Source organism: Bradyrhizobium sp. WSM3983 (genome assembly GCF_000473045.1).
Lineage (GTDB): Bacteria > Pseudomonadota > Alphaproteobacteria > Rhizobiales > Xanthobacteraceae > Bradyrhizobium.
Map to the genome: position 1 here is coordinate 80,329 of NZ_AXAY01000017.1, position 21,960 is coordinate 102,288.

Below are 21,960 nucleotides of genomic sequence, written 5' to 3' on the forward strand. Positions count from 1 at the left end.
CTGTGCTCTCTCCAGATTTCGAGAGTCTTTGGAGAGGCACATGCACAACGTCGTCTGCATCAAGCAGGTCCCTGATTCGGCACAGATCCGGGTGCACCCTGTGACCAACACGATCATGCGCCAGGGCGTACCAACCATTATCAATCCTTACGACCTGTTCGCGCTCGAAGCCGCGCTCGATCTGCGCGACAAGTTTGGTGGTGAGATCACCGTCCTTACAATGGGCCCACCCTCGGCCGAGGACACTCTACGGAAAGCCCTGACCTTTGGCGCCGATCGCGCGGTACTGCTGACCGACCGTTGCTTCGCGGGTGCGGACACCCTGGCAACCACCTACGCACTCGCAACCGCCATCCGCAAGATCGGCAAAGATTACGGTCAGCCTGACCTCATATTCACGGGTAAGCAGACGATCGATGGCGACACCGCGCAGGTCGGGCCAGGTATCGCAAGACGGCTTGCTGTGCAACAGCTCACCTATGTTGCCAAGATCATGACTATCGATCTCGCCGCCCGCACAATCGAAGCGGAGCGGCGCTCCGAGGGCGGCACCCAGGTGCTGCGCGCAAGCCTGCCGTCGCTCATCACCATGATGGAGGCGACCAACCAGATTCGGCGTGGCGCAATGGCAGATGCTTTGCGCGCCGCAAGAGCGCCGATTGTAAAGTGGAACGCCCAGGAGGCTGGCGTCGAGGATATCTCCAAATGCGGTCTCAAAGGCTCGCCGACCGTTGTAAAACGCGTTTTCGCGCCCTCAGCGCGCGCTGAGAAGGCAGCCATCGTAGATGTTGCGGAGCAGCCGGCGCAAGCGTTGATCGACACCATTTTCAAGCAGAAGCCCAAGCTTGAAACCGAGCTTGCCGCGCTGGCCCGAGGCTTATGACCCGGGGAGAGGTTCGGGCGATCAGCAATGGCGAGCAGCGGGCGTCGACGAGCTTACGCCGGGCAGAGTAGGTGGGTGGATAGAGCGTTAAGCCGAAAGTTGCAGGCTACGACTGGCGATGATCCTGCGATTCCACTGCGCCGTTGAGCATTTGGACGTGTGGAGTGCAAGCGGAAACGGCTTCTCCTTTGTGATCGCTTATGCGAGCCGCACAGGCCAAGGCTTTCACGGACGTCCCGGCTATGTGGCGTCATGGCGCCCGCTTCATCGAAGTCGTGGTGCAATCAAGGTTGCTGGCTCGCCCTTCACAACGTTCGCCGATGCCGAGCAAGCCTGCAACTCGATGCTGAAACATCTGAAAACGTGAAGCTCAGAGCCAATGCGCTGCACCGAACCGGAGCGTCAAGACATGGCGTGATCGGCCCCCACCAGGTCGATGAGAAGACGTTTCGCACATTTGCGGCGAGGCGTTTCTTTTCTGCCGTTGCCTCTCGGTTTCCAGATCGAGCCGCTTGGCCGTGGACTCCAGCCGAGCAAGGGGAAGCGTCATCTCTCTGGCAGCCGATTGGGTCGCAGAATGAGTGGTCGTATCGTCGTATCAGTCGCGTCGCGTCAAAGACGTCCATGTCTGGGGTGCAAATGCGACGACGTATGCCGTCCCCACGAGCGCCGCAAAGCCCAGTGGTCTCCTCGGGCAACCTCGCGCAGCGCCGTATCCGGCATGTTGATTGCTAGAGATCAGAAGACCAATGTCAACAATTGCGGTCCTCGCAGTTGCCAACCCAGGAGTTCATTTCAAATGTCTCGATTTGTGCAAATTGAATAGCGTGCGCCTGCACCGCTGATTGGCGTCCCGTCTTTGAAGTGCTCTCAATCGCAGGTTATGCCCCAAATGCCGTTTCTCCAGGCGGCCATTCCTCGGCCCTTTCGGCCGACGGATCAGATGGGGGTCGGCGGATCACGCGATCGGATTGCAATCAGTGCTTGGCGGAAACAGGGCAAAGCATCTGGCAGGGAGTCTTGATGAGTTCAACGCAGGCAATTCGTAAACGCCTCCTCGAAGCCGGCGTGTCGTTTGCGCCAAACGCCAACATCGCAGAACACCTGCGGCCTGGTGACATTGAGGTGATACAGGCCGAGGTCGAGCGGCACATGCAGGCTGTGCTGGATGCTCTGGTCATCGATACCAATCGCGACCACAACAATCAGGGGACCGCAAAGCGAATTGCAAAAATGTACGTGCGCGAGGTGTTTGCCGGCCGCTTTGAGGCCGCCCCCGAGGTCGCGGAGTTTCAGAACGACAGCGGCCTGGACGAGGTCTATTCGCTTGGCCCGATCGCAGTGCGTTCGGCGTGCGCCCACCACCTTGTACCCGTCACCGGCCGCATGTGGGTCGGCATTCTGCCTGGTGACAAGCTGATCGGTATCAGCAAGTTTGTACGCCTCGCCAACTGGATCTTGTCGCGACCCCACCTGCAAGAGGACGCCACCGTCATGCTGGCGGACGAGCTCGAGGGCCGTCTCAAGCCGAAGGGACTGGCCGTTGTCCTCAAGGCACAGCATCAGTGCGTGGTCTGGCGCGGTGTCCGCGAAACCGGAACCATCATGACGACCAGCATCATGCGCGGAGCCTTCCGCGACAGCAAGGTCATGCGTAGCGAATTTATGGCGCAGATCAAGGACTAAGCGTGGCATACCTATCAACGAAGACATACGGACATGACGTCGGCCTATCTGCCACGTTCCGCCAGTGGCGCGCGAAGTCGCACTGTCGCCTGCTGCACGGCTACTCGCTGTCGTTTCGTTTTGAGTTCGAAGCCAACACTTTGGACGACAAGAATTGGGTCGTCGATTTTGGCAGCCTCAAGGAGCTGAGGGTGATCCTCGAAGGCACCTTTGACCACAAGACAGTCGTTGCCGCGGACGATCCCGAGCTTGAGTGGTTCCGCGAAGCCGCACGGCGTGGCTTGGCGGACATCGTTGTCCTACCGGCAGTTGGCTGTGAAAAATTTGCCGAACACGTCTACCGCGTCGGCAGCAACTGGCTGCTGGAAAAAGGACTTGCTCCGCGTTGCCGGCTGGTGTCAGTCGAGGTGAAGGAGCACGGCGCGAACAGTGCCGTCTATCGGGAGGCAGGCCGTGCTGCCGATTAACGAAATTTTTGAAACCATCCAAGGGGAAGCCTGCAAGGCGGGCACACCGTCCGTGTTCGTGCGGTTCCAGACATGCCCGGTCAGGTGTCCGTGGTGCGACGCCAAGCACACTTGGTTCGCCGATCCAGAGCGGCGGGTGTCGATCGCCGAGATGATGATCAAGACCGAGGACACCAACACCTGGGCCATGATGTTGCCGGAGGACGTTCTGCTCGCGGTGCAGGCATTCAGCGCCCGGCATGTTGTGATTACGGGTGGCGAACCAGCGCTGTACGACCTGCGGCCACTGACCGCGTTGCTCGTCGGCTCCGGCTTCTCCGTGCAATTAGAGACATCGGGCACCCAAGCCATTCAGGCGAATCCCTACACATGGGTGACGGTCAGCCCGAAGGTCGGCATGCCGGGTGGGCGATCTGTTCTGGGTGAGGCTTTGCGGTGTGCCAATGAGATCAAACACCCGGTGGGCAAGCCTGCCGACATCCAAAACCTGCTGAGCCTCCCTATCGATCACGCGCTGAACCCAGTGATATGGCTACAACCGTTGAGCCAAGGCCGCGAAGCGACGGAGCTGTGCATCCGAGAGGCAACTGCACGCAACTGGCGCGTCAGCATCCAGACGCACAAGTTTATCGGCGTGCGGTGACGCTAGCTAAAGCAACTGTCATAAAGTCCATGTTTGCTACCGCGGAAATGGTTGTGAATTCTGACCACTTCACCGAGACGCGGGCTCCGTGGGCAAACCGAGCACGAGCCAGGCGACGCAAGCCGCTTATTGGCTTCTCACAGGGGACTTGAAAAATCCTTCTTTTGCCAGGCGAAGATGTCTGTCCAGTGTCGTGTGCAGCGACGCACGAAGCTCAAGCGGGATCGAGTCGTCTGTGTCGATCAGTTCCCGAATCTTCAGAAACATGCGGTCGATTGAGTTGAGCGTAGTCGTCATTCGCCCCGGTATCATCTGTTCTTCCTTAGCAACAGCCGCAGACGTCAAGCGAATAGCCAGATGTTTTGGCGGCTCAATGATCTCGGCGGTGGCAGGCCAAACCAGCTTTCGCCGCACCCGCAAGCCTACAATCTTACGCAGCGTAAGATTCAAGCCCTTTCGATGGCCGAGTGGAGCTTATTTCGTTCTGGAAACAGCCAAATGCGCCCCCTCGCAATCACCGGCATTAAGGAGACAAGGGGCTCTATAGTCATCGCTGCGGTCGAGACCACGTGTGCGAGCACTTCTACACGCCCCAAGGTCCGACGGGGGCGGGCTTCAAGTTTTGCAACGGATCATCGAGCCTTGACAGACGTCAACCCCTCGCGGATGCCAGCGTGCCCAAAATCGGACATTCCGTGTCCCAACCGTTTAGAACCTTACGAGACCCCGAACGTTTCTGATCCCGCGGGAACGGAATCAGCTAGGGTCGTGGGAATCTCGTCAGGAGCGGCTGATTGTCAGACCGGCATTCTCTAGCGCTCGGAGAATCTTGCTCGCAAGGGTCCGCGCGTCAGCCTGGCCCTCACCGATCAAGTCAGCCGCCAGCACGCGGGCAATGACATCGTGCGCGTCTTCGCGTTTGAGCGCCTCGGGCTCGGCATATTCGCCGCAGATCTTGCAAGCGATCACCGGCCGACCGCTCCAGGGATCGTGCGTTGCAACTTCGTACCATTTGTCGGCCTCACATTTCGGACAGCGCATAGGTTGAACTCTCCTGGTACGGTTCAGCGTGATCGATCCGCCTAAACAAACTGCTTTTCGCGCCAAACCACGAATCTCGTCAGCTGCTCACAACAGCCCGTCGGTGCCGAGAAGCCGATCTCCTCGAAATCCTTCGGGGATACGATGCGGGGCACAGGGATAGCGAATCCGTTCCTTCAGTTTGGGGGAGGCAATACCGAGGGCACTGCAAATAGCGGCCCATGCGAGCGTCCGATCGGCCCTGATGTTCATTCATTGTGATCATCCATATTTGCCCGGAGCGGCCAAGATCGGCGAGTGGCGCGCTGAATGAAGTGACCCAAGGTTCGGTCGTCTTCAATGCGCCGGTGGCGCTGCGAGCCGGGACATTCCAATCTCCTCCTACCACAATTTGTAAAGCGCTTACTCGCCGGGCTGCGCGACAGTACGCCAATATCGCGGATTGTCTGGCGACTGAACTCGAACCCAGCGATAAGGAGCGCGCGCCCACGATCGGATCTGCGGAGTTAAATTGTCCAGCACAAGGTCGCCGCTCTTAGTCCTTACCACCAGAACCAGATGATGTTGGCCCGAAGCGGTCACGACCTCGCCGAGCAGTAGGATTCGCGGCGGCCAACCGCGCCGTAGAAGCTTGTGGCGCTTGCTGACGGCGTAGTCGTTGCAGTCGCCGCGCTCCGGATCGATGAGCCAGGCTTCCACCGGCGGACCGGGTTCACTGGCTTCCGGGATAATGGCGCTGTTCACGGTCTGGTTGGCTTCTTTCAGATCGGCCAACCGTGTCTCGGTCAGGTGGACCGGACCGCCGCGAAACATGAGACGGACGCGGCATTCATCCTGATAGCGCAGGCAGAACATGGTGTATGCCATGGGAGCGAGCGCCGGACGGTCAAGCTTGAGGTGCGGAGACGCCGACACCGGGATCGTCGGCATACCCGACCATCTCCTATCGGCCGATCGAGCAGTCGTCATCGTTTGAGAGGCGATTGTGGCGGCTGCGACTGCAGCCAGCATTAACGTCCTGCGCATGCTGAAGCTGACGGACGACCGATCAGACCCGAGGTCATGAGCATGAAACGACAGATCGACTGCGGCGCAGCTAAGAGACCCAGTGACCCACGGAACGCCACGATCCAAAGGTTCTGTCGTCCCCAGAACGTCCGTGACGCGGCGGTCCGCCGGTCATGCGCAGTTCCACTCCATACCGGCAGCCCGTGCGCCGTGACCCCGAAACTGCAAGACATGTACAACCCCCTGTGACTGCGTGGGAAGAGATCGGGGCGAGCAAAGCCAGATCGATCCCTTGGTCCGAAAACCGTACAATCTGACGCCACGTGCGATTCAAGCCCCAATGAAGGACGTGCGAGTGTGTTCGCGCTGACGCCGTTCCGCGGACAATTCGCTGCGCTGAGGCCTTCGTTAAATGGGTGGTTCGGTTCATTGCCGATGAGGTGCAGGACACACGCCGCGATGCGTTTAGAGACCCGCTACGGCAATCAGCCAGCAACTATCGAATACGTCAGACCAGACAGCGACTGACAATTCGGTTTCGGTTGGCGAGTGCGGGACCTCAACTGTCGGCCCGAAATCAGAGCCGACTCCGCTTATCTGGCAGGGCGATGAATTTGAGCGTCTGCGCGATGGCGGGCAGGCAGGCCCGTGAACATGAGACGATGGGCAAGCGAGCCCGCCGAAGCCAAACACGGTTTTAAGAAGGTGGTGCCTGCCGCCGTCAAGCAGATGGAAGCAGCATTCTCCGTCGAGATACTGGAAGGCCTCCGCGCTCGCCTCGGCATGCCGGACAAATTCAACACTGAGCATGGCTCGCAGTTCGCGGGGCGGCGTTTGCGGACGCGCTCCGTTAACAACAACATCGCGGTCAGCATGAACAGCACGCGCGTCTTGCTCGACCACGTGCTTGTCAGGAAACATGAGGTTATCTGCACGCCTGCCAAAGTGTCTCCTACGCGGCACCTCAATTGGCCGATATCTCGATCTTTTGCAACGACCGGCGCCGTCACTCGAGCCTTCCGCGACCCCGGATCAAACTGAGTTCCATCGGCTGTCAGATCCGCAGGGCGGCCCAACGCGGGCACCTCTTCACTTACCAGTGTGGAGAGTCCGTTCAGACAACCGGGACCTAAGCGAGTTTCGCCTCTCAGGCATTTCCGCCAACGATCTTTGACATCAATAATGCCCGTCCTGACCGAAGATCGGGCAGCACTATTGAAGATGTTGTGACCTACGCGCGAGAAGGGCCTCCGCATCAACACGGATGTTGGACGCCGCTTCACCTGGTCTAGTCTAGCGGTTGCATATCGATTTCCATGAAACAAGACCCATCGTCAGGTCCAAGACACTGGCGGCAGCCAGCTCAAGCGACGCTTGCCAGGGCGGAGTCGTTCGATTGTCCAAAATCAAAAGCTAAGTGGCTTAAAATCGCCGAGGAATATCAAAAGCTGGAACGGTGAGGACGACGAGAGGGAAAGATTAAGAGATGCCGATGAAGAGCGATGAGCACCTTCAATCCGGCGGTGTTCCGAGAAGATCTCCCTCGGCTCTGGCGCGCGGCTTTGAAGTGACCTCGACCCATGCGCGCGCACCGCTCACCCCTCACGCCCGTGCTCCGCACGTTGCCCTCGACCTCGGAAATGCCAAGCATACTTCGCCGACTCGATGGATCCTTTAAGCGGATCTAGCGAGGCGACGATAATGGGGGCTATCGCCCAGGACTGAGCGGCATCGAACTAGACGGTCAGGTAGGCTCGCGAGGCTGGAAGTGAGCACCCGCGTCCTCCTGCCCATCCATGCACGCGACGGACTATCGCGGCAGCCCTCACGTGCTGGCATGTGTTTTGCTGAAGCCTTCTGAGGGGATAGGTTCTCCAGTGCCTATGCCCCGCCGGCCCGACGCGCCTTCTGACCCGGCAAGGCGCGTCGGGCTTTTTGTGCTGCGCAGCCGAGCGACGCACAATGAGCCGTATCGACCAGCATATGTCATCCTTGGCCCGTGTCGAACATCGAACATCAACACACGTCGCGTTGGGTTCGTAGGAGTTGGGACATTATCGGCACGCAAGAAATAGCGGATAGACCCTCACGCAGGAGTGCCGGCGACGGCTCGCGGCAACACATTCAATGATTCTCGCGAAAACCTCTCGGCCAATCTCCGCGGCACATCATTTGCAACCATCATCGTGGGCATGGACATGGGCTCCCTCAGCGCCGCGTCGATGCCCCAACCTCGCCAGGTTGGGCCCGACGCACCTCCCCCCTGCCCCGAGGGCGTCGGGCTTTTTTATGTTGAGGCACTGCGATCGTTTTCAGCCTTCCATCGACCGCCGACATCACTCTTGGGACCATGGCGCAGCTCGAGCCGAGCAACGCAGCAGCTCCCGATCTTCCTTCCAAGAGCGCGGCCGAGTGTCTCAAGGTGGGAGTTGTGATCACGGAGCGAAGACGAAGCCAACGACCCGACGCGGGTGAGGCGCCCATCGACGATCGGGGTGCCGCAAAGCAGATACGTGCGCAACTCTCGTCGACGGATTTGCGTCGTTTCTCCGGGTACTTGTCTAATCCAAGAGCCGGCACAGGCTTACCGCTGCGGCAAGACTCGCAGCGATGAACGCCTCCGGAGCGTCAGCGCAGTAGGCGATGAGCATGGCCCACAAGCTCACCGAAAACGCGATGGCCCAAATCATTTATATCTAACCTTGGCGCGGGCGAGCGCGGCGCGCCGCGTCGTCCGCGCATGGAGCGCAGCATGTGCCTGCAGCCGGTTGAAGTCGCCCATCAAAGAGCTCCGGCAAGCCAGCAGATGCTCACCCAGAGAACCGCCGCCAGAAAGATGGCCGCAAGCGGCAAAAGTTGTGGCGTGACCGACCTCAGGGGAAGATCACAACGCGCTGCTCCCATGGCCTTCCGCGCGTTGATCGGACGTTGTCTTGGTTCGCGCCAGTGCATCATCAGTACTCATCCATGCCATGATGGTCGAGGCGAGCGTCGGATCCGTGCGGAATCGAATGTCACGATGACAAGGCGAAACGGCTGGTTGCTCGCAAAATTGATGATCGAATCGGCAAACGCGCGGCCGACTTCATCGACAGCCGATCGAAACGCTGAGCCAACCCGAGCGATGGATGGTCTCTGGACGATGCAGGTATCAGCTCGATCGTGATTGCGACGACCGTCAAGTGCATCTCGGACAATTGCCAGGCCGCGAGTCGTCCGCGTGTTGATCGGCGTCAGTCGAGCAATTGTCATCGAGCTGTCCCGCGTTGGTGGCCTGTGCGCAAGCTTTCGCTGCCGCATGTTCCACTCAGCAATCGGCGTGCCGCAGGAAGCGGTGCTGTAGGCGTTCGTTGATGCGAGAAAGCCAGGGTCTTGGCTTCGCCGACGGCAAAATGGTGTCGCGCGTATCGTCCGGTTTCCGACATCTTCGTCGCGAACCGGACGTGATGCTCACCAAGTGCGCGGGCTGTCTCTTCCCGCAGTTCGCGTCAACCAAACACGTTTGACGCGAAGGTTGTTCGAATCCTGCTGTTTGGAGACAGCGACATTTGGATTAACGCGTTCGCAGCCAATGAGTCGGCTGTTGCTCCACGCGACCCGGCGGAAATAATCAAATCCGCAGCTGTCAAAGCTCTTTCGAAGCGCGTCGCCGAAGGCCACTTTCCAGCAGACTAGTCATTCGAGTGAGAGTTATGCGGCGACGAATGCGAGCGCCAGTTTGACTGACCTGGCAAACTCAACGGCTGCGGCCACATAGATGACGTATTGAGATTGTTTCAGGCTGACTTATGTGCGGTAGCATTGGGTAGAGCCGATGAAGCACAGGCGGACACCTTCGTGTGGGCCGACTTCGAAGCAGTTAGCAACGCCAAGGAGGATGCGTGAGAGCGCAGATCATAGATAGACTGGAGGCGGGCCGCGTACAGCATGGGCAGTTCGCCAGCGCGCCAGGGTCAGGTCCTTGTGGTCTCTTCTTTGTTCAAGGACCTTGCGGCTGTAAACTGCAAATCGCGGCATTGGTGCGCCCGGGATGGGAGCACGTCTCCGTCTCGACGCCGCGGCGTTGTCCGAACTGGGAAGAGATGTGCTTCGTCAAGGACCTGTTTTGGGACGAAGAGGAATGCGTTATGCAGCTGCATCCTCCGTACTCGCAATACGTGAACAACAGCAGGTACTGCCTGCACCTCTGGAAGCCCATTCGTGAGAACATTCCAAGACCACCGGCATCCTTCATAGGCGTCGTCGGCCTCGGGCCGTCCGAGGCGGCGTCGCTGTTGGCACGAATGAGAGCACGATCGTGATCGGCAATGTGCGGTTGGCAACCGGGCCAATCCACGCGGACGCTGGACCCCATCGGTCCAGGTCTCCTGCGGTGTTTCAAGATGGAGACAGCCCGTCGACTGTACCGGTCAGTGACTCATCGCTTTGCCTTAAAATGAGCTCTCGGGCATGAGGCTCAATTCGAGGTCCCGGAACAGGGTGTAATTCCGCCGAATCCATTGGTGCAGCTCCGTGGTCGAATCCTTTTCGTGGCGCAAATACCCCGTAAAGGAAAACGTCAGGCGATCGATATAGGTTTTCAAAAATTGGGGCAGAGCGAAGATGCGTAGCACAGGATCGCGGTCCATTGCTTCGGGCAATTCGCCGCGCAACACGAACTGATTATGGACCGTGATCAGCGCAGGTGCCCGGATCTGGTGCCGTAACACCTCATAGCTGCGTGAGGAGACGCGATCGGCGCTCCCGACAAATAGGATGATTGGTGCGACCTGGTTGCGTACCGCCTCCCTCACGAACTCAATCTCGATGCACATTTTGAAGAACTCGTCGAATGCGTGGAAACCGAGATCAATCACCTTCGCGATCCCGTCGTCTAGGATGAGCCGGTCCATCAACTGCATCTTGCCCCAGGTGTCGGTCACATCCGCCGTCTCGGTAATTTTGGGCAGGTAATCGACCAGCGACGGCTCCCTCAAATTGATATCGAAGGAGAGCACGGATCCGTTCTTGAGCAGCAAGAACTCGCTCAAGAGCCGAGCGACCAGAGTCTTACCGACTTGCAGGCTGGGAGAGCAGATGATGTAGACCGGCGTAGGTGGCATCTCCAGCGACATCACACGGGTTCGTATATTCCCCAAGGTGCATACCAAAAGGACTACGTTTCACTGCTGCGAGGTACTACTGTGGTGCCAGTCAGATCGGTCAAGTCGATGCGGTCATACTCGGACCAGACATTGGCCAGCCAGTGCCGGACATAGCCCCGCAGCACAAAGGAGTAATTCGCGATCTCATCGAGCGGCCCTTTGTTTGCGACGAAATTGGCGAACGAAACGGAAGCGACCTCGACCTGCTCATAGGCCATCTCGTTGAGTTTCGGGATCGTCAGTTCGGTGGCGCCCTTGATGCGGTGAAAATACGAATCGTAAGTCGACTGATCCCACTGAAAGAACTGGGTATCGTTGATGAAATTCTTGACCAGGAAATACTTCGCGCCGTTCATGAAATTGGCTGTTTCGGCGATCTCATCCAGAGAAGCGATCGAAGGGCCAAGGATATGGAAGACGGCAAAGGTGATCTGCCCGGACTTTACTGAGTCCAGGAACCCGATGTCACGCAATGAGTTCAGAGCAACCGATAGCAAGCCTGCGCGGACGTCGATCACGGTGACCGACAGCCCTGCGTTCAAGGTGTCGAAGATCCTCATCTGGTCCGCCGTTGTCGTCATATCGACGATCTCAGTGATGTCGGAATGAAAGCGCTTCAGCGTACCTCGCGGTGACTCCGTGTCAAAAGCGCGGGTCTGCACCTTGTTCACGCTGAAATAGTCCAGAAGCGTCCGACATACGGTCGTCTTGCCGACCCCACCCTTGTCCGCGCCAACCACAATCACAACCGGCTTCGCCATCGAATTCCCTTTAAGACATGCGCTACGCCAACCGCGAGGCGCGATCGACGATCTTTGCTTTGGACGTGAACATGGCAGAAAGAAGAGGCAGTCGAAGTTTTGCAAAGGTTTGCGAACGATGTCTGACGTGGCGACGCTCTACGTCAGGTTCACGGTCATCTAACAGCTCAGAGAATCCGGACTACGACCCTCGTCGTCGATCTTGACGTTGCGTCAGGTTTGAACTCCGAACGCCAAGCACGTTCGGCGTCTCCCGCTTGTTTGCAACGGAGCGGATGCAAGATATCGGACGCGAACGAGAGCCGGTGTCGCGAGTGCCAGAAAAAAGTGGATCAGCGGCAGGACCAGCTTACCCGAAAGAGGGGATGTGCGCTGTGCCACGGTCGAGGCAGAGATATTGGAAGTTTCGATAGCTTGGCAGTTGAGCTGCATCGCGCAGCCAAGTGTGCAGCATGAGCGTCGACGTAAGTCATCGCGGATTGTACCATGATCGCACATCATGCTAGGGCCGTCGCGAGGCGGGCCTCGCCGCGGACGGTTCGCTGGTGTGTCGGTCACAACTTGGCCGTCAATTCGCGAGATGACGTTTGTGGGCGGGGCCAACAGCTGAAAGAGGGAAGAGGGTTGATCCAGGCGGAAATGGATGTCGTCGAGCACATGCTCGCCTCACTAACCAGATGCGCCCTGCAGAGCCGGGTTGCCCCTACTAACCACCAGGTTGCGCATCATTTCGAACTCGCCTGCGAGAGAGTAGGACTCCTCATTACGCCGGCGTCTGCCATTCGAATCTTCAAGCGCCTCGCACACGAGGTTCGGGAGGCAGAATCGATTCTGGAATTCATCGGTCCTCGTACCGGTGAGTTGCAATGAATGGGCTAAAAGAGTTGATGTGAGTTTGCGAGCGGAGTCATTGTCCGTGCACGCAAAAGCCCTCGGCGTACGTCGGATGTAAACGGCGCCGAGGGTGTTGTTCGCGGGTCGCGCATTCGAGTTGTGGCGCATTGCCTTTGGCGCGACGTAGCGCTCCAGAACGAGTGGATGCTGCGCGTCACAATCCCGTCGTCACACGCTCTGTGTCTGGTGCGACGCGACTGAGGCCGTTGGCAACAACCATGTGACACATTCGGTCCACCGTCTGACACGATCGCGCCCTCGAAAGCCCAATCGAGGAGTAGTGCCGTCTCCGGCAATTGGAAATGACGTGTTGCCCTCTCGCTTATTCCAATCGTCGATAGCCAGCGCGTGGCGCCAGATTATCCGCAACCGTGCAGATCGGCGGCAGCGCGTTCCCCGAGCGATGAGCATCGGTCTGTCGCACAGATCTTGAAGGCGACGGCCATTCAGCCGCGTGTGTCGTCCAGCATCCCGTTAGGGCGAGCTGGCCGACGATCCGCAAGTCGACCAGCCAGCGGCCGAGTGTGCTGTGCCATCGAGGGGGAGCGCGATCGCTGATCGCAACGCAGAGCATTGGTGTCGGACCGGCATGTTCGATGTTGGCTGGAACTGAAATGGCACCCCCTCTGGCGGTCGGCCGCCTTCAGCAGCTCTCGTCCATAGGCTTCGCCGCGCATGGGATTACAGGGGCACCCCTTGCGCGCCTGCCTTGTGCCGCAGACCGGTACGTCTCTCGTTGTTGGCAGCAGTTTTACTGACCTGCATCGCCAAGTGTCGCGGCTGTAGCAAAGCGCAGTGTCGCGTTCGGACCAATGTCAGGTTTGCTTCGGTCCTTGACCCGGCGAACGGCCGAGGAGTGGCTCAACAGACTGTTTTAAAAGTGAATTAATGACTGCGGGGAATTGGTACGACAATTGCTGTTCTCAGGCCAGCTCGGAAGTTCCGGAGTCCCGCATGCCCCGTTTCGTCTCGATGAAGCAAAATTGCGACCGCACGCGGGTCCGCGTCCGAGATCCAGCTCCGGCGCGCCGGCGTCTTTCCGAACACGCTAGACCGCACATTTCGATCGCAGTGCGATCAGCGGCGGAGTTGAGGGGACATGGGTCGCGACGAGCTGAGACTCTCGACCATTGGTGCTTGAGTTGCCGTGCGGTTCTTGCGCGAAGCGCTCATCTTCGGCAGCGGCCATGTCGTCTGGCTCACCGAGCGCGTCTTCGCCAGCATCGAACAAGAAGAGCGCAAGCGCTTCGCTCTACCGCGGATCCGGGCTGCCGAGACTCAAATATAAACATCGAGGCTCCGCCGCCGCTGCGGCGCCTGCCATTACGCAGCCGCAATGTCTTAGAGGTCGGTCGTGCGCAAGAGAGCGAGGTGCTCGCCGACAGCGCGATAGCGGCGGCCGTCCCTGTTCGCGATAGCCGGCTCCGCGGGCCGCGACGAGCCCAACCGCAACGAGACCACCTGGTGCCGAATCGGACGCCGCACCGTCCTCCTCGGCAGCGCGGCCATTGCAGCCACATCACGGAGCTGTCCACACGGCAGTTGCGATGTGCCCGCGCGCTTAAGCCGTCGATACGCGTTCGCGGCCTTCTCGACCGATCGCTGCTTCGAGGCGTCTATCCCTTCCGAGCACGTTTCGGGAGAGCTTAACCAACTCGGGAACTGCATGCCGCAACGCTCGATCGCTCGCATTGCAAAGACGCGAAGCCCAACGGTGAAGGCGATTGAACGACGCTCCGCCCTCAACAAGCTCCGCGCAACGACGCAGTACGGCATTTGGGGCGCGCGGCCTCGTGAGGCGCTAAATGGATCTCTTCAATTTCATCGAATGCGCCAAAGCAACGCACTCCATCAAGGTCTTGTTCGACCTTCTCGTAAGCTGCGCGAGCGAGAAAGGCTTCAGTGAAGTCGCTTATGGAGCCCTCACTTTCGCGGAGGCAGGTGGTCTACCGGAATATCTGCCCTCTGGGGTGACGGTGACCTTTCCGCCCGATTGGTGCGGCCGGTACGTTGAGCGCAAGTACCGTGTCATCGATCCGGTGGTTCGACGGGCACCAACGCTTTCGCGGCCGTTCCTGTGGGATCAACTTGCCAAGAAATGTCAATTGCAACCCAGCGAGCAGCGCGTACTCTCAGAAGCCAAAGAGGCAGGTCTGAAGCACGGTATGAGCGTGCCGTTGTACGGACCATTGGGCCAAGTGGCTCTGGCATCCTTTGCATCCCCGTTCGACGATGCTGATCCGCAGTGCGAGATGAGTCATCTCAACGTACTAGCCTGGCACTTCCACATTGCCCTTGCCGAGATCTCGCGCCCCTCCGCTCGCGGCTCAAATTGCGAAGTTGCGCTGTCTGAGCGCGAAAAAGATTGCTTGCGATGGGTCGGCGAGGGCAAGTCCTCCTGGGAAATAGGCAAGATACTCGAGGTGAGCGAGAATACGGTCAACTTCCATCTCAAGAACGCGATACGAAAGCTCGGTACTTCAAACCGGACCCACGGGATTGCAAAGGCCATTCGCCAAAACCTCATTTGAATGCCCGGCCCCGCCCCTGAACCGACCGGATCAGTCCGTGAGAGACGACCGTCGTGGATGTGCACCCACAAACGTGGACGCCGCCTCGAGCCGTACGTAGCCGTGGCGCGCGGTGCTCGTGGACGCCCGCTTTCGCAGCTTCCCTACCGCCAAGCAAGAGTTGAGCAGACGCCGAGTGTTTCAGTAAGAATGGGCTTCGGTTCGCACGGGCAGTGACGGACCGGTCCTGATCGTGCCCTGCGCAGACAATGCTGAGCGGGGGCGCAAACTGCTGTCACTTCTGCGGGGCCGGCAAGGTCATTCCCGCGTTGCTCCAGCTACCGAATATCGGTCCTGACAGATCCTTCGGCAGGCCGACCAGCACGCCAATGGGACCAGCGTAGCCGTGGCGATAAGCCATGACCACAGACCGGTCATCGCTGGAGGTAAACTGGAAACTCCCGGTAAAATGTCGAGTTCGCAACACTGCGATGTTTGTGCTCCGACACAATGGGCAGCTGATTGGCGGAGGACCAGCGACGTCGCGGTCAGAAATCGGTGCAGTCGATTCGATGAACCCAGATCGCTTGGAGTAGTTGTCGAGTTCCCCTCGCTCGGAAGCGCTGATCGTACCGAGGTCGGCCTTCACGTTGAGGTCATACATCCGATCGATCTCCACGTCGCGCTGCTGACGCATCTGCATCGCCGCACAATGCGCTGCCTGTGCTTGCCGTTGCTGCTCGGTGAGTTCGGCCACGCGGAAGTTGTCGCCGTTATCCGCGGCTCGCTTGATCTCATCCGCCAGAAAGCCCTGATTGGCATGATAACGTCGATCCGCATCCTGGCGTCGCATCATCTCGTCCAGCACCTTGGGGGCGAGATCGTTCATCTGCTGGACTTTGCTCTCGCTAACATACGTCTCGCCGCCTTGTGCATCGATATAGATGAGGCTGGAATAGACCGGTGCCGCTTCAATCGTCCACACGGGAGGATACGGTCCGTCAACGAACCCGAACACGGTGTCATTTAGGGTCCCGCCGCCCACGTAATAGTGAGCCGGTGTCTCCCGATACTCGAGTTCGTGATGCGGTGCTAAGTCGTTCGAGCCACGATGATCGATGACGTCCTCAATGAACAGCACGCCAGGCGTACCCGGATGCGCGTCAATGTATCTCTTGGCTTGTTCATAACGAAGAGTGCGACGCTGCGTTGTTTGTGGCGCGGGTCCATATACGTCCGCGAGAAACATGACGGTCGCGTCAACGGACCCCAATTCCGCAGTATCAGCCGGAACTGGGTTTGGAGCCTCTGGCGTTCCAGATGGCTTCCTTGCAGACTTCGCTGGGAACGATCGATCATCAGCCTCACCTGGCGCGGCATGTTCCTCCACAGCGGCAAGCAGGTGGAAATCGTTCGCACTGGCTTGAGCTTGAGCGAGAACGAGCATGCTGCAAGCTACAAGTATACTCCGCATTGAAGAGCCTCCGTTTTGGTGTGGTGCAGCCCAGGTCAACAAGCGCGGAAAGCCGCACCAGTTGACCAGCTGGATCGAGTTTCGAGGGTGCCGAGGAAGTCCTGTTAGGGGGTACGAAAATCACGAGCAGTGCGCTCGTCCCCTTGACAGATGCATCACTGCATCGAGCGGCTGAACGAACACATCGAGCGGTGATTAGTTGCGATCATGTCACTCGGCCTGTTCGACGCTATTGTCTTGCCAACGATAGACAATGAATCCGGGAGCCGAGTTGTCTCCCTTGGCGTCGAACCGGACGACCCCGATCACCGTGTCGATAGGCTGCGAACGAAGCGTAGCTGCCACTTTCAGTGGATCGAAAGTACCAGCGCGTTTTGCGGCTTTCGCCCATGTCTGCACAGCGGCATAGGCGTAAAGCGAGTAACCTTCCGCAGACCGGTCGGAGGCCTTCAGTCGTGCCACGACACTCGCCGCGTCAGCATTCTTGGTGGGATCCGGCATAAAGGTGAACAGTGTTCCGTTTCCGGCTTTGCCCGCGATCATCGAAAAATCGTGGGTCATCAGCGGATCGTTGGCCATCACGGTCATACCTGCACCTGCATCTCGGGCCTGGCGCACGATCAGCCCGATCTCATTGTAGTAGCCGCCGATGTAAGCAAGCTTGATTCCGTCTGCTTTCAGCCTCGAAACCAGGGCCATGTAATCCTTCTCCCCGGCCACATAACTTTGTCGCTTCACATCCGACATCCCAACTTCCCGAAGATGAGTCGCGACGACATCGGCAATGCCTTTGCCAGCCGTGCTCCTGTCGTCAAGTACGGCAATCTTGGTGTTGGGGAAGTGCCGGCGGATATATTCGGCTGCCACGACACCTTGCTGGTCGTCGCGCCCACAGATTCGAAACACGGATTGGATGCCACGCTCTGTGAGCGCCGGATTGGTGGATCCGGGCGATATCTGAATAACTTGCGCCTCGTCGTAAACGTTGGAAGCTGGTATCGACGAGGATGAACAAAAATGGCCAACGACCAACTTGACCTGATCCGTTGCAAGCCGATTGGCGACTACGACCGCCTGCTTGGGATCGCACGCGTCGTCGGCGATGCTCAACACGACCCTCGTTCCTGGAAGGAGGCCTGACGCATTCAAATCATCGACGGCGGCAGCGGCACCGTCTCGCATCTGCGCTCCAAGCGCAGCATTGCTTCCAGTCATCGGTCCTGCCACAGCAATATTGATGTCGGCCGCAGATGCAGCGGACATCAAAGCAAGGAGTGGAATAGCTGCCAGAGAAATGGCGCCATGGATTGACATTATGAGCTTCCCATGTGGGCTTGAGTGTGCAGCGGGCTTTGCCTGGATTTGTTTATTTTTGCTGACGCGTCGCACCATGAAAGCGGAGGCCCTTGCTGTGAGCCGTTCTCCGCCCTGGTCTCGCGCGCGTGCCGTGGTGAGCGGAAGATGGGCGAAGTATTGCCCCAAGGATCCTCTCTTCCGACAAGCACTCGGGCAGTGTCAGAGGAAAGCCGGCTCCGACCGCACTTGCGGTCGGCGCAAACGAGTTCGCGCTGATCAGACTCTGGTAGCGCCATAACGATCCTTCATTGCATGCCGAACGACGAGAACCCGCACCTTGGAAAACCACGCGTGCGGGCAAGGCGACCCCTCGCTCGTGAGAGCGTCCCCGCGTCGCGGCGTTCAGCCAGATTCAATCCTACAATCTGACGTTACGTGCGATTCAAGCCCGTTCGAGATACGCTTCTCAATGGTCGTGAGTGGCTCTCGTGGAAGGAGCGACAGGCAAGCTTGATGGGAAGGGACGAAAGAGCCAAAGCCGGAAACGCAGCATTCGCGACCTACGGCCGCCAATCATTTGAATGAAGGGCGCGCCTAAATCGGCGGCTGCGTTAGTGCCGATCCTGCAATGCGGCCATGGCGAGGTCGAGATATTGCATCAAGCTGTGGTTCCAGCCGGCCAGGTTGCGTGGCGTGCTCAGTCGCGCAAGAACTTTCAGCATGGTTGAGGCCGCCGGGTCAGTCCCCGCAATTTCTGTGATGAGCGAGCGCGCCTTGAGCGCCACGGCAGTGGCCCGTTCGCTGCAAGGGTGCTCGCCCCGATCGACACAATCGCGTAACTCATCCCGGATCTTTCGCCAGCGCTCCTCTCGCTCAACGCCGAGCGCGCACGTGCATCGCGGAGTCTGGGGGCGTGCTTCGGCGCGCGAAGCCTCATTCAGAGCAGCAGGCAGCTCATGCACGCTGACTTGCGTGTCAGAGCCCGTCGTCATGTTCCGCAGACGATCCCGCAACTGGGTCGTGCGCGTGACCTGAAGCTCAATTTGCTCCAAATGCTTGCGCAGGAGGTCAGTAAGGGACGTCTTGCCCCCCATTGCTGTGCGAATATCATTCAGCGAGAAGCCAAGCTCGCGCAGCGCGCGAATTTGCGACACTCGTTGAATGCTTTCGCGTTCGTACATTCGGTGACCGCCGTCCGTGCGTTCAGACGCACTGAGCAGACCCGTATGCTCGTAGTGATGCAGCGTGCGTACCGTTACCCCGGTCGCCTCCGCGAGTTCTCCAATGCGCCATCGACGCCTTCGTGGTGTAGCTTTGATCATGATGTTCAATTGGCAAGCCTACAACCTGACGTCACGTACGAATCAAGCTACTTGAATCAGCTGGTTGAACAGTCGTCTATTCTGGCGCAAGCAGGTTGGCTCTCCTCAAATCGCCGATCAACCGAGTCGGCAGATGGCAGGGCGTCGAGCAAGAGCATAAGGGACGCCAAACCGGATTGGCTTGCTGCTGTACGCTCCAGAACAAGTTTGGCGATTGTGATCCGGTTTTCAGGCGTTCGCATAGATGCCGGCAGCGACGCGATGGTTTTATCAAAGATCGCGCCGAGGACCGTGAGATCTTCCGGATCGTAGACACCACTATACTGCAGCAACATTCGGCTCCGTGTTTGTGATCGGGTTAGGTGGCCGAGGCGCTTGACTGCGCCGTTGGGCGAAAAGACGACAGACCGGCGGAGCTCAGCGAGGAAGGCGCGATACGCACTCAAGTGACGCGGTTGTGCAACAGCGATCGACTTTACCTTGCCCGAAATCGAGGCAGCCGATGCCAAGCGAATCTGGGCAATCGATTGCTCTGCGGAATCGACGGCTGACCTGGCGCGCGAAGCTGACGACGAGCTGTTCGGGTCAGAGCACCACGGCGCGTGAACGATGACCGCGAAACCGCTGGAGATACGACAGGATTATAGATGGCCCGGCCATGGCAAGCGGGAACGACGCTTGAGAGCAGCTCGCTTGCGGTACGTCACTGAGGGAGACCCGGCGCTCTTTTGCGCGAGGGGCCAATGGCTCCGAGCGATTATCCAGTGCCCATGCGGATACTTGGGCCAAGCTGCCTGCTGACGTCCGTGCGGTGGTGAGTTAAAGGATGACTCCGGCTGCCGCAGGCGCGAGACCGTTTTCGCATAAGAGGTCTGTAACAAGCTTGACTCGCACATCCGTGCATCCCCCTCGATGTATTCGACATCTGAATCGGCCGCACATTGCGCCTTGCCGATCGCGCCAATTGATCCGCTAGCAGGCCATCATCGGCATCGATCAGCACTGCGAGAGACCAGCATCTTGGCTCTTTGCTCGAAGCGCTCGCGGACGACACGTTGCATGGCGATGAAACCGGCAGGAGTGCGCCGCTACCATCAAAGTGAGGCGTCGTCAAACTTTCGGGGCGAGGAGAGTGACTTCGAGGCAGCACACTTGGCACCGTCAGCAACCGAGTGTCGTCGCATTTGTTCATCCATTCGCTCTTTTTCCGGCATCACGCACAGCCGTGATCGCGGATCCAAATTGTCGAACGCGAAGGAGCCATAGAAGAAAGTTCGGCTCCTTATGCAGCTGTTCACCAGCAGGTCGCTTTCAGCTTAGATCTGAACTGCGAAATAATCTTCCATTCACTTGGAGGGCGAATAGTCTGCCAAAGCCTTGCGATTTCCCGCGGTCGCGCGCGCAGAAGGCATGCGCGAGGCCTGCTCCAACAATATTTTTCGCATCCAGATGCTTGCCGGATCGGTATTGTGAAGGGCCGGCCATTGGACAGCCTCGCTGAAAGACGGAATTGGCAGCGGAAGTGCGACGATTCGCAGAGGGGTCGTCTTTCCGAAATGTCTGGCCAGCAATGAGGGCATCGTGCCTATGCGATCAGTGCCCAAGAGCATAGGTGGAATCATGCTGAAGCTCTGCACGACCACCTCAAGGCGCCGCTTGAGACCGTGCTCAATCAAGAACCATTCCTCGATCGAAGGCCTTCGCGTACGCCCGAATTTGGCTGCTACGTGTCCCATCGACATGTATTTCTCGAATGTCAGGTTGCGTGAGAGCTGCTTGTTGGTCCGGCACCCCACGCATACGAGTGTCTCCTCGAACAGCGTCGCTCTTGGATGCGAGCGCGACATGTACATTTCCGGCAAGATAAGGAAGTCAATCTCACCGCGCCGGAGAAGCTCATCCGGGTCGTCCGCGAGCGGCAGAAATTCGAACGCCACGCCTGGAGCCTCCCGTGCGACCCTCTCCACGATGGCCTGAAAAAACACGACCATGACGAAATCAGAAACGCCGATCCTGAACCGGCGATCGGATTGAGCTGGATTGAACGCATCCCGCGAAATAATTGAGAGCTGGATGTGCAGCAGGGCTTCGCGAATTGGGCCGGCGAGTCCTTCCGCGCGTGGCGTCGGGACGAGTTCTCGGCCCCTCATCGCAAATAGATCGTCTCGAAAGTAGGATCGCAAGCGGCCAACCGCCGCGCTCATGGCCGGCTGGCTCAAGTTGATTCTGCGCGCAGCCGCCGTGAGGTTGCGCTCCGTCATCAGAGCGTCGAGCGCCACGAGAAGGTTCAGATCAAGCCCTTTGAAACGCATGGTCGGAAGTATCCAATTCGTGGATGTCTACCATAGAAACAATCGATTTTACCAATTTGGTGCGGTGCGGGATACCAGAAACGTCGGATCAGAGTGAGGCGTACCACAATGATTGTTGATCGTTGCCCCAGCCCCGTGAGGGAGTTTCTCACGTCCTCTAAGCATCCACCGCGGCGCATGTCGACCGCGACGACGCCGTTCCCCGAGCCCCGTAAGCCGCATTGCGCCGGCACAAGGCGGCAAGTGCGCCCAGCCTCGCGTAGGCGCCTCGTGCCGATAAACCTTCGTATAGCTTTTCCAAACCTTCCTCAATCGGCCACTGACCCTCATACAGCTGCCGCCATACGGCTCTCGTGCCGCAAGTGTAGGAGCAATCGGAAGGTGCCGAACGTAGATGCCACCCGCCTCGGTGACGCGTCCAAATGGATCGCGGCTCGAAGGGGATCTGCCCAAAATGCCGCCGAAATATCTGCCCGATCTCATGCAGATGGCGTCGCTCTTCAATGTCATCTCCATGTC

The 21,960-nt window shown here is 58.7% G+C and carries 18 protein-coding genes; 8 read left to right on the top strand and 10 right to left on the bottom strand.

The window, feature by feature from the left end:
- Positions 1 to 40 precede the first annotated feature (40 nt).
- The 5 genes from YUA_RS0123885 (at position 41) to queE (ending at position 3,679) form a co-directional block, all read left to right on the top strand.
- The gene (locus tag YUA_RS0123885) at positions 41 to 883 is read left to right on the top strand and encodes an electron transfer flavoprotein subunit beta/FixA family protein (protein WP_027532962.1); all 843 of its coding nucleotides are present in this window, start codon (positions 41 to 43) and stop codon (positions 881 to 883) included.
- A 118-nt stretch (positions 884 to 1,001) separates the two neighbouring features.
- The gene (locus YUA_RS0123890) at positions 1,002 to 1,250 is read left to right on the top strand and encodes a hypothetical protein (RefSeq protein ID WP_027532963.1); all 249 of its coding nucleotides are present in this window, start codon (positions 1,002 to 1,004) and stop codon (positions 1,248 to 1,250) included.
- A 656-nt stretch (positions 1,251 to 1,906) separates the two neighbouring features.
- On the top strand, positions 1,907 to 2,569 hold the full coding sequence (gene folE, locus YUA_RS0123895) for a GTP cyclohydrolase I (RefSeq protein ID WP_051383357.1): 663 nt from the start codon (positions 1,907 to 1,909) through the stop codon (positions 2,567 to 2,569).
- Between the two features lie 2 nt (positions 2,570 to 2,571).
- Complete coding sequence (locus YUA_RS0123900) at positions 2,572 to 3,036, top strand: 6-carboxytetrahydropterin synthase (protein WP_027532965.1); 465 nt, start codon at positions 2,572 to 2,574, stop codon at positions 3,034 to 3,036.
- A complete protein-coding gene (gene queE / locus YUA_RS0123905; protein ID WP_035971738.1) occupies positions 3,023 to 3,679 on the top strand; it encodes a 7-carboxy-7-deazaguanine synthase QueE in 657 nt (218 codons plus the stop codon). The genes YUA_RS0123900 and queE overlap by 14 nt, the downstream gene beginning before the upstream one ends.
- Positions 3,680 to 3,805: 126 nt before the next feature.
- On the opposite strand, the gene YUA_RS51855 is transcribed toward queE, so the two are convergent.
- The 3 genes from YUA_RS51855 to YUA_RS0123920 all read right to left on the bottom strand — a co-directional run bounded on the left by YUA_RS51855 (position 3,806) and on the right by YUA_RS0123920 (position 5,650).
- The gene (locus YUA_RS51855) at positions 3,806 to 4,129 is read right to left on the bottom strand and encodes a hypothetical protein (protein ID WP_245285244.1); all 324 of its coding nucleotides are present in this window, start codon (positions 4,127 to 4,129) and stop codon (positions 3,806 to 3,808) included.
- 330 nt (positions 4,130 to 4,459) lie between these two features.
- A complete protein-coding gene (locus YUA_RS0123915) occupies positions 4,460 to 4,720 on the bottom strand; it encodes a hypothetical protein (RefSeq protein ID WP_027532968.1) in 261 nt (86 codons plus the stop codon).
- 402 nt (positions 4,721 to 5,122) lie between these two features.
- Positions 5,123 to 5,650, bottom strand: coding sequence for a transglutaminase-like cysteine peptidase (locus YUA_RS0123920; protein ID WP_245285245.1), 528 nt, complete (start codon positions 5,648 to 5,650; stop codon positions 5,123 to 5,125).
- A 726-nt stretch (positions 5,651 to 6,376) separates the two neighbouring features.
- On the opposite strand from YUA_RS0123920, the gene YUA_RS0123925 reads away from it, so the two are divergent.
- Entirely contained in the window at positions 6,377 to 6,769 is a 393-nt protein-coding gene (locus tag YUA_RS0123925; protein WP_027532970.1) for a hypothetical protein, read from the top strand.
- A 3,389-nt stretch (positions 6,770 to 10,158) separates the two neighbouring features.
- Here the strand turns inward: YUA_RS0123925 and YUA_RS0123945 are convergent.
- Both YUA_RS0123945 and YUA_RS0123950 read right to left on the bottom strand, forming a co-directional pair.
- A complete protein-coding gene (locus YUA_RS0123945) occupies positions 10,159 to 10,830 on the bottom strand; it encodes a hypothetical protein (protein WP_027532971.1) in 672 nt (223 codons plus the stop codon).
- A gap of 53 nt (positions 10,831 to 10,883) precedes the next feature.
- Entirely contained in the window at positions 10,884 to 11,633 is a 750-nt protein-coding gene (locus YUA_RS0123950) for a hypothetical protein (RefSeq protein ID WP_027532972.1), read from the bottom strand.
- 2,050 nt (positions 11,634 to 13,683) lie between these two features.
- On the opposite strand from YUA_RS0123950, the gene YUA_RS52360 reads away from it, so the two are divergent.
- Positions 13,684 to 13,815: a hypothetical protein gene (locus YUA_RS52360; protein ID WP_256375382.1), complete on the top strand. Its 132-nt coding sequence runs from the start codon at positions 13,684 to 13,686 to the stop codon at positions 13,813 to 13,815.
- Between the two features lie 517 nt (positions 13,816 to 14,332).
- Positions 14,333 to 15,058, top strand: a complete 726-nt coding sequence (locus tag YUA_RS0123970) for a LuxR family transcriptional regulator (protein ID WP_027532975.1) — start codon at positions 14,333 to 14,335, stop codon at positions 15,056 to 15,058.
- A 274-nt stretch (positions 15,059 to 15,332) separates the two neighbouring features.
- Here YUA_RS0123970 and YUA_RS0123975 read toward each other — a convergent pair whose 3' ends face one another.
- The 5 genes from YUA_RS0123975 to YUA_RS0124005 form a co-directional block, all read right to left on the bottom strand.
- Positions 15,333 to 16,286, bottom strand: a complete 954-nt coding sequence (locus YUA_RS0123975; RefSeq protein WP_027532976.1) for a hypothetical protein — start codon at positions 16,284 to 16,286, stop codon at positions 15,333 to 15,335.
- Positions 16,287 to 16,721: 435 nt separating this feature from the next.
- Positions 16,722 to 17,825 (bottom strand): branched-chain amino acid ABC transporter substrate-binding protein, encoded by a 1,104-nt coding sequence (locus YUA_RS0123985; RefSeq protein ID WP_027532977.1) that lies wholly within the window; start codon positions 17,823 to 17,825, stop codon positions 16,722 to 16,724.
- Positions 17,826 to 18,418: 593 nt separating this feature from the next.
- Entirely contained in the window at positions 18,419 to 19,129 is a 711-nt protein-coding gene (locus YUA_RS0123990; protein WP_027532978.1) for a MerR family transcriptional regulator, read from the bottom strand.
- 56 nt (positions 19,130 to 19,185) lie between these two features.
- The gene (locus YUA_RS44885; protein ID WP_063627815.1) at positions 19,186 to 19,464 is read right to left on the bottom strand and encodes a hypothetical protein; all 279 of its coding nucleotides are present in this window, start codon (positions 19,462 to 19,464) and stop codon (positions 19,186 to 19,188) included.
- A gap of 1,011 nt (positions 19,465 to 20,475) precedes the next feature.
- Entirely contained in the window at positions 20,476 to 21,441 is a 966-nt protein-coding gene (locus YUA_RS0124005) for a LysR family transcriptional regulator (protein ID WP_027532979.1), read from the bottom strand.
- Positions 21,442 to 21,960 lie beyond the last annotated feature (519 nt).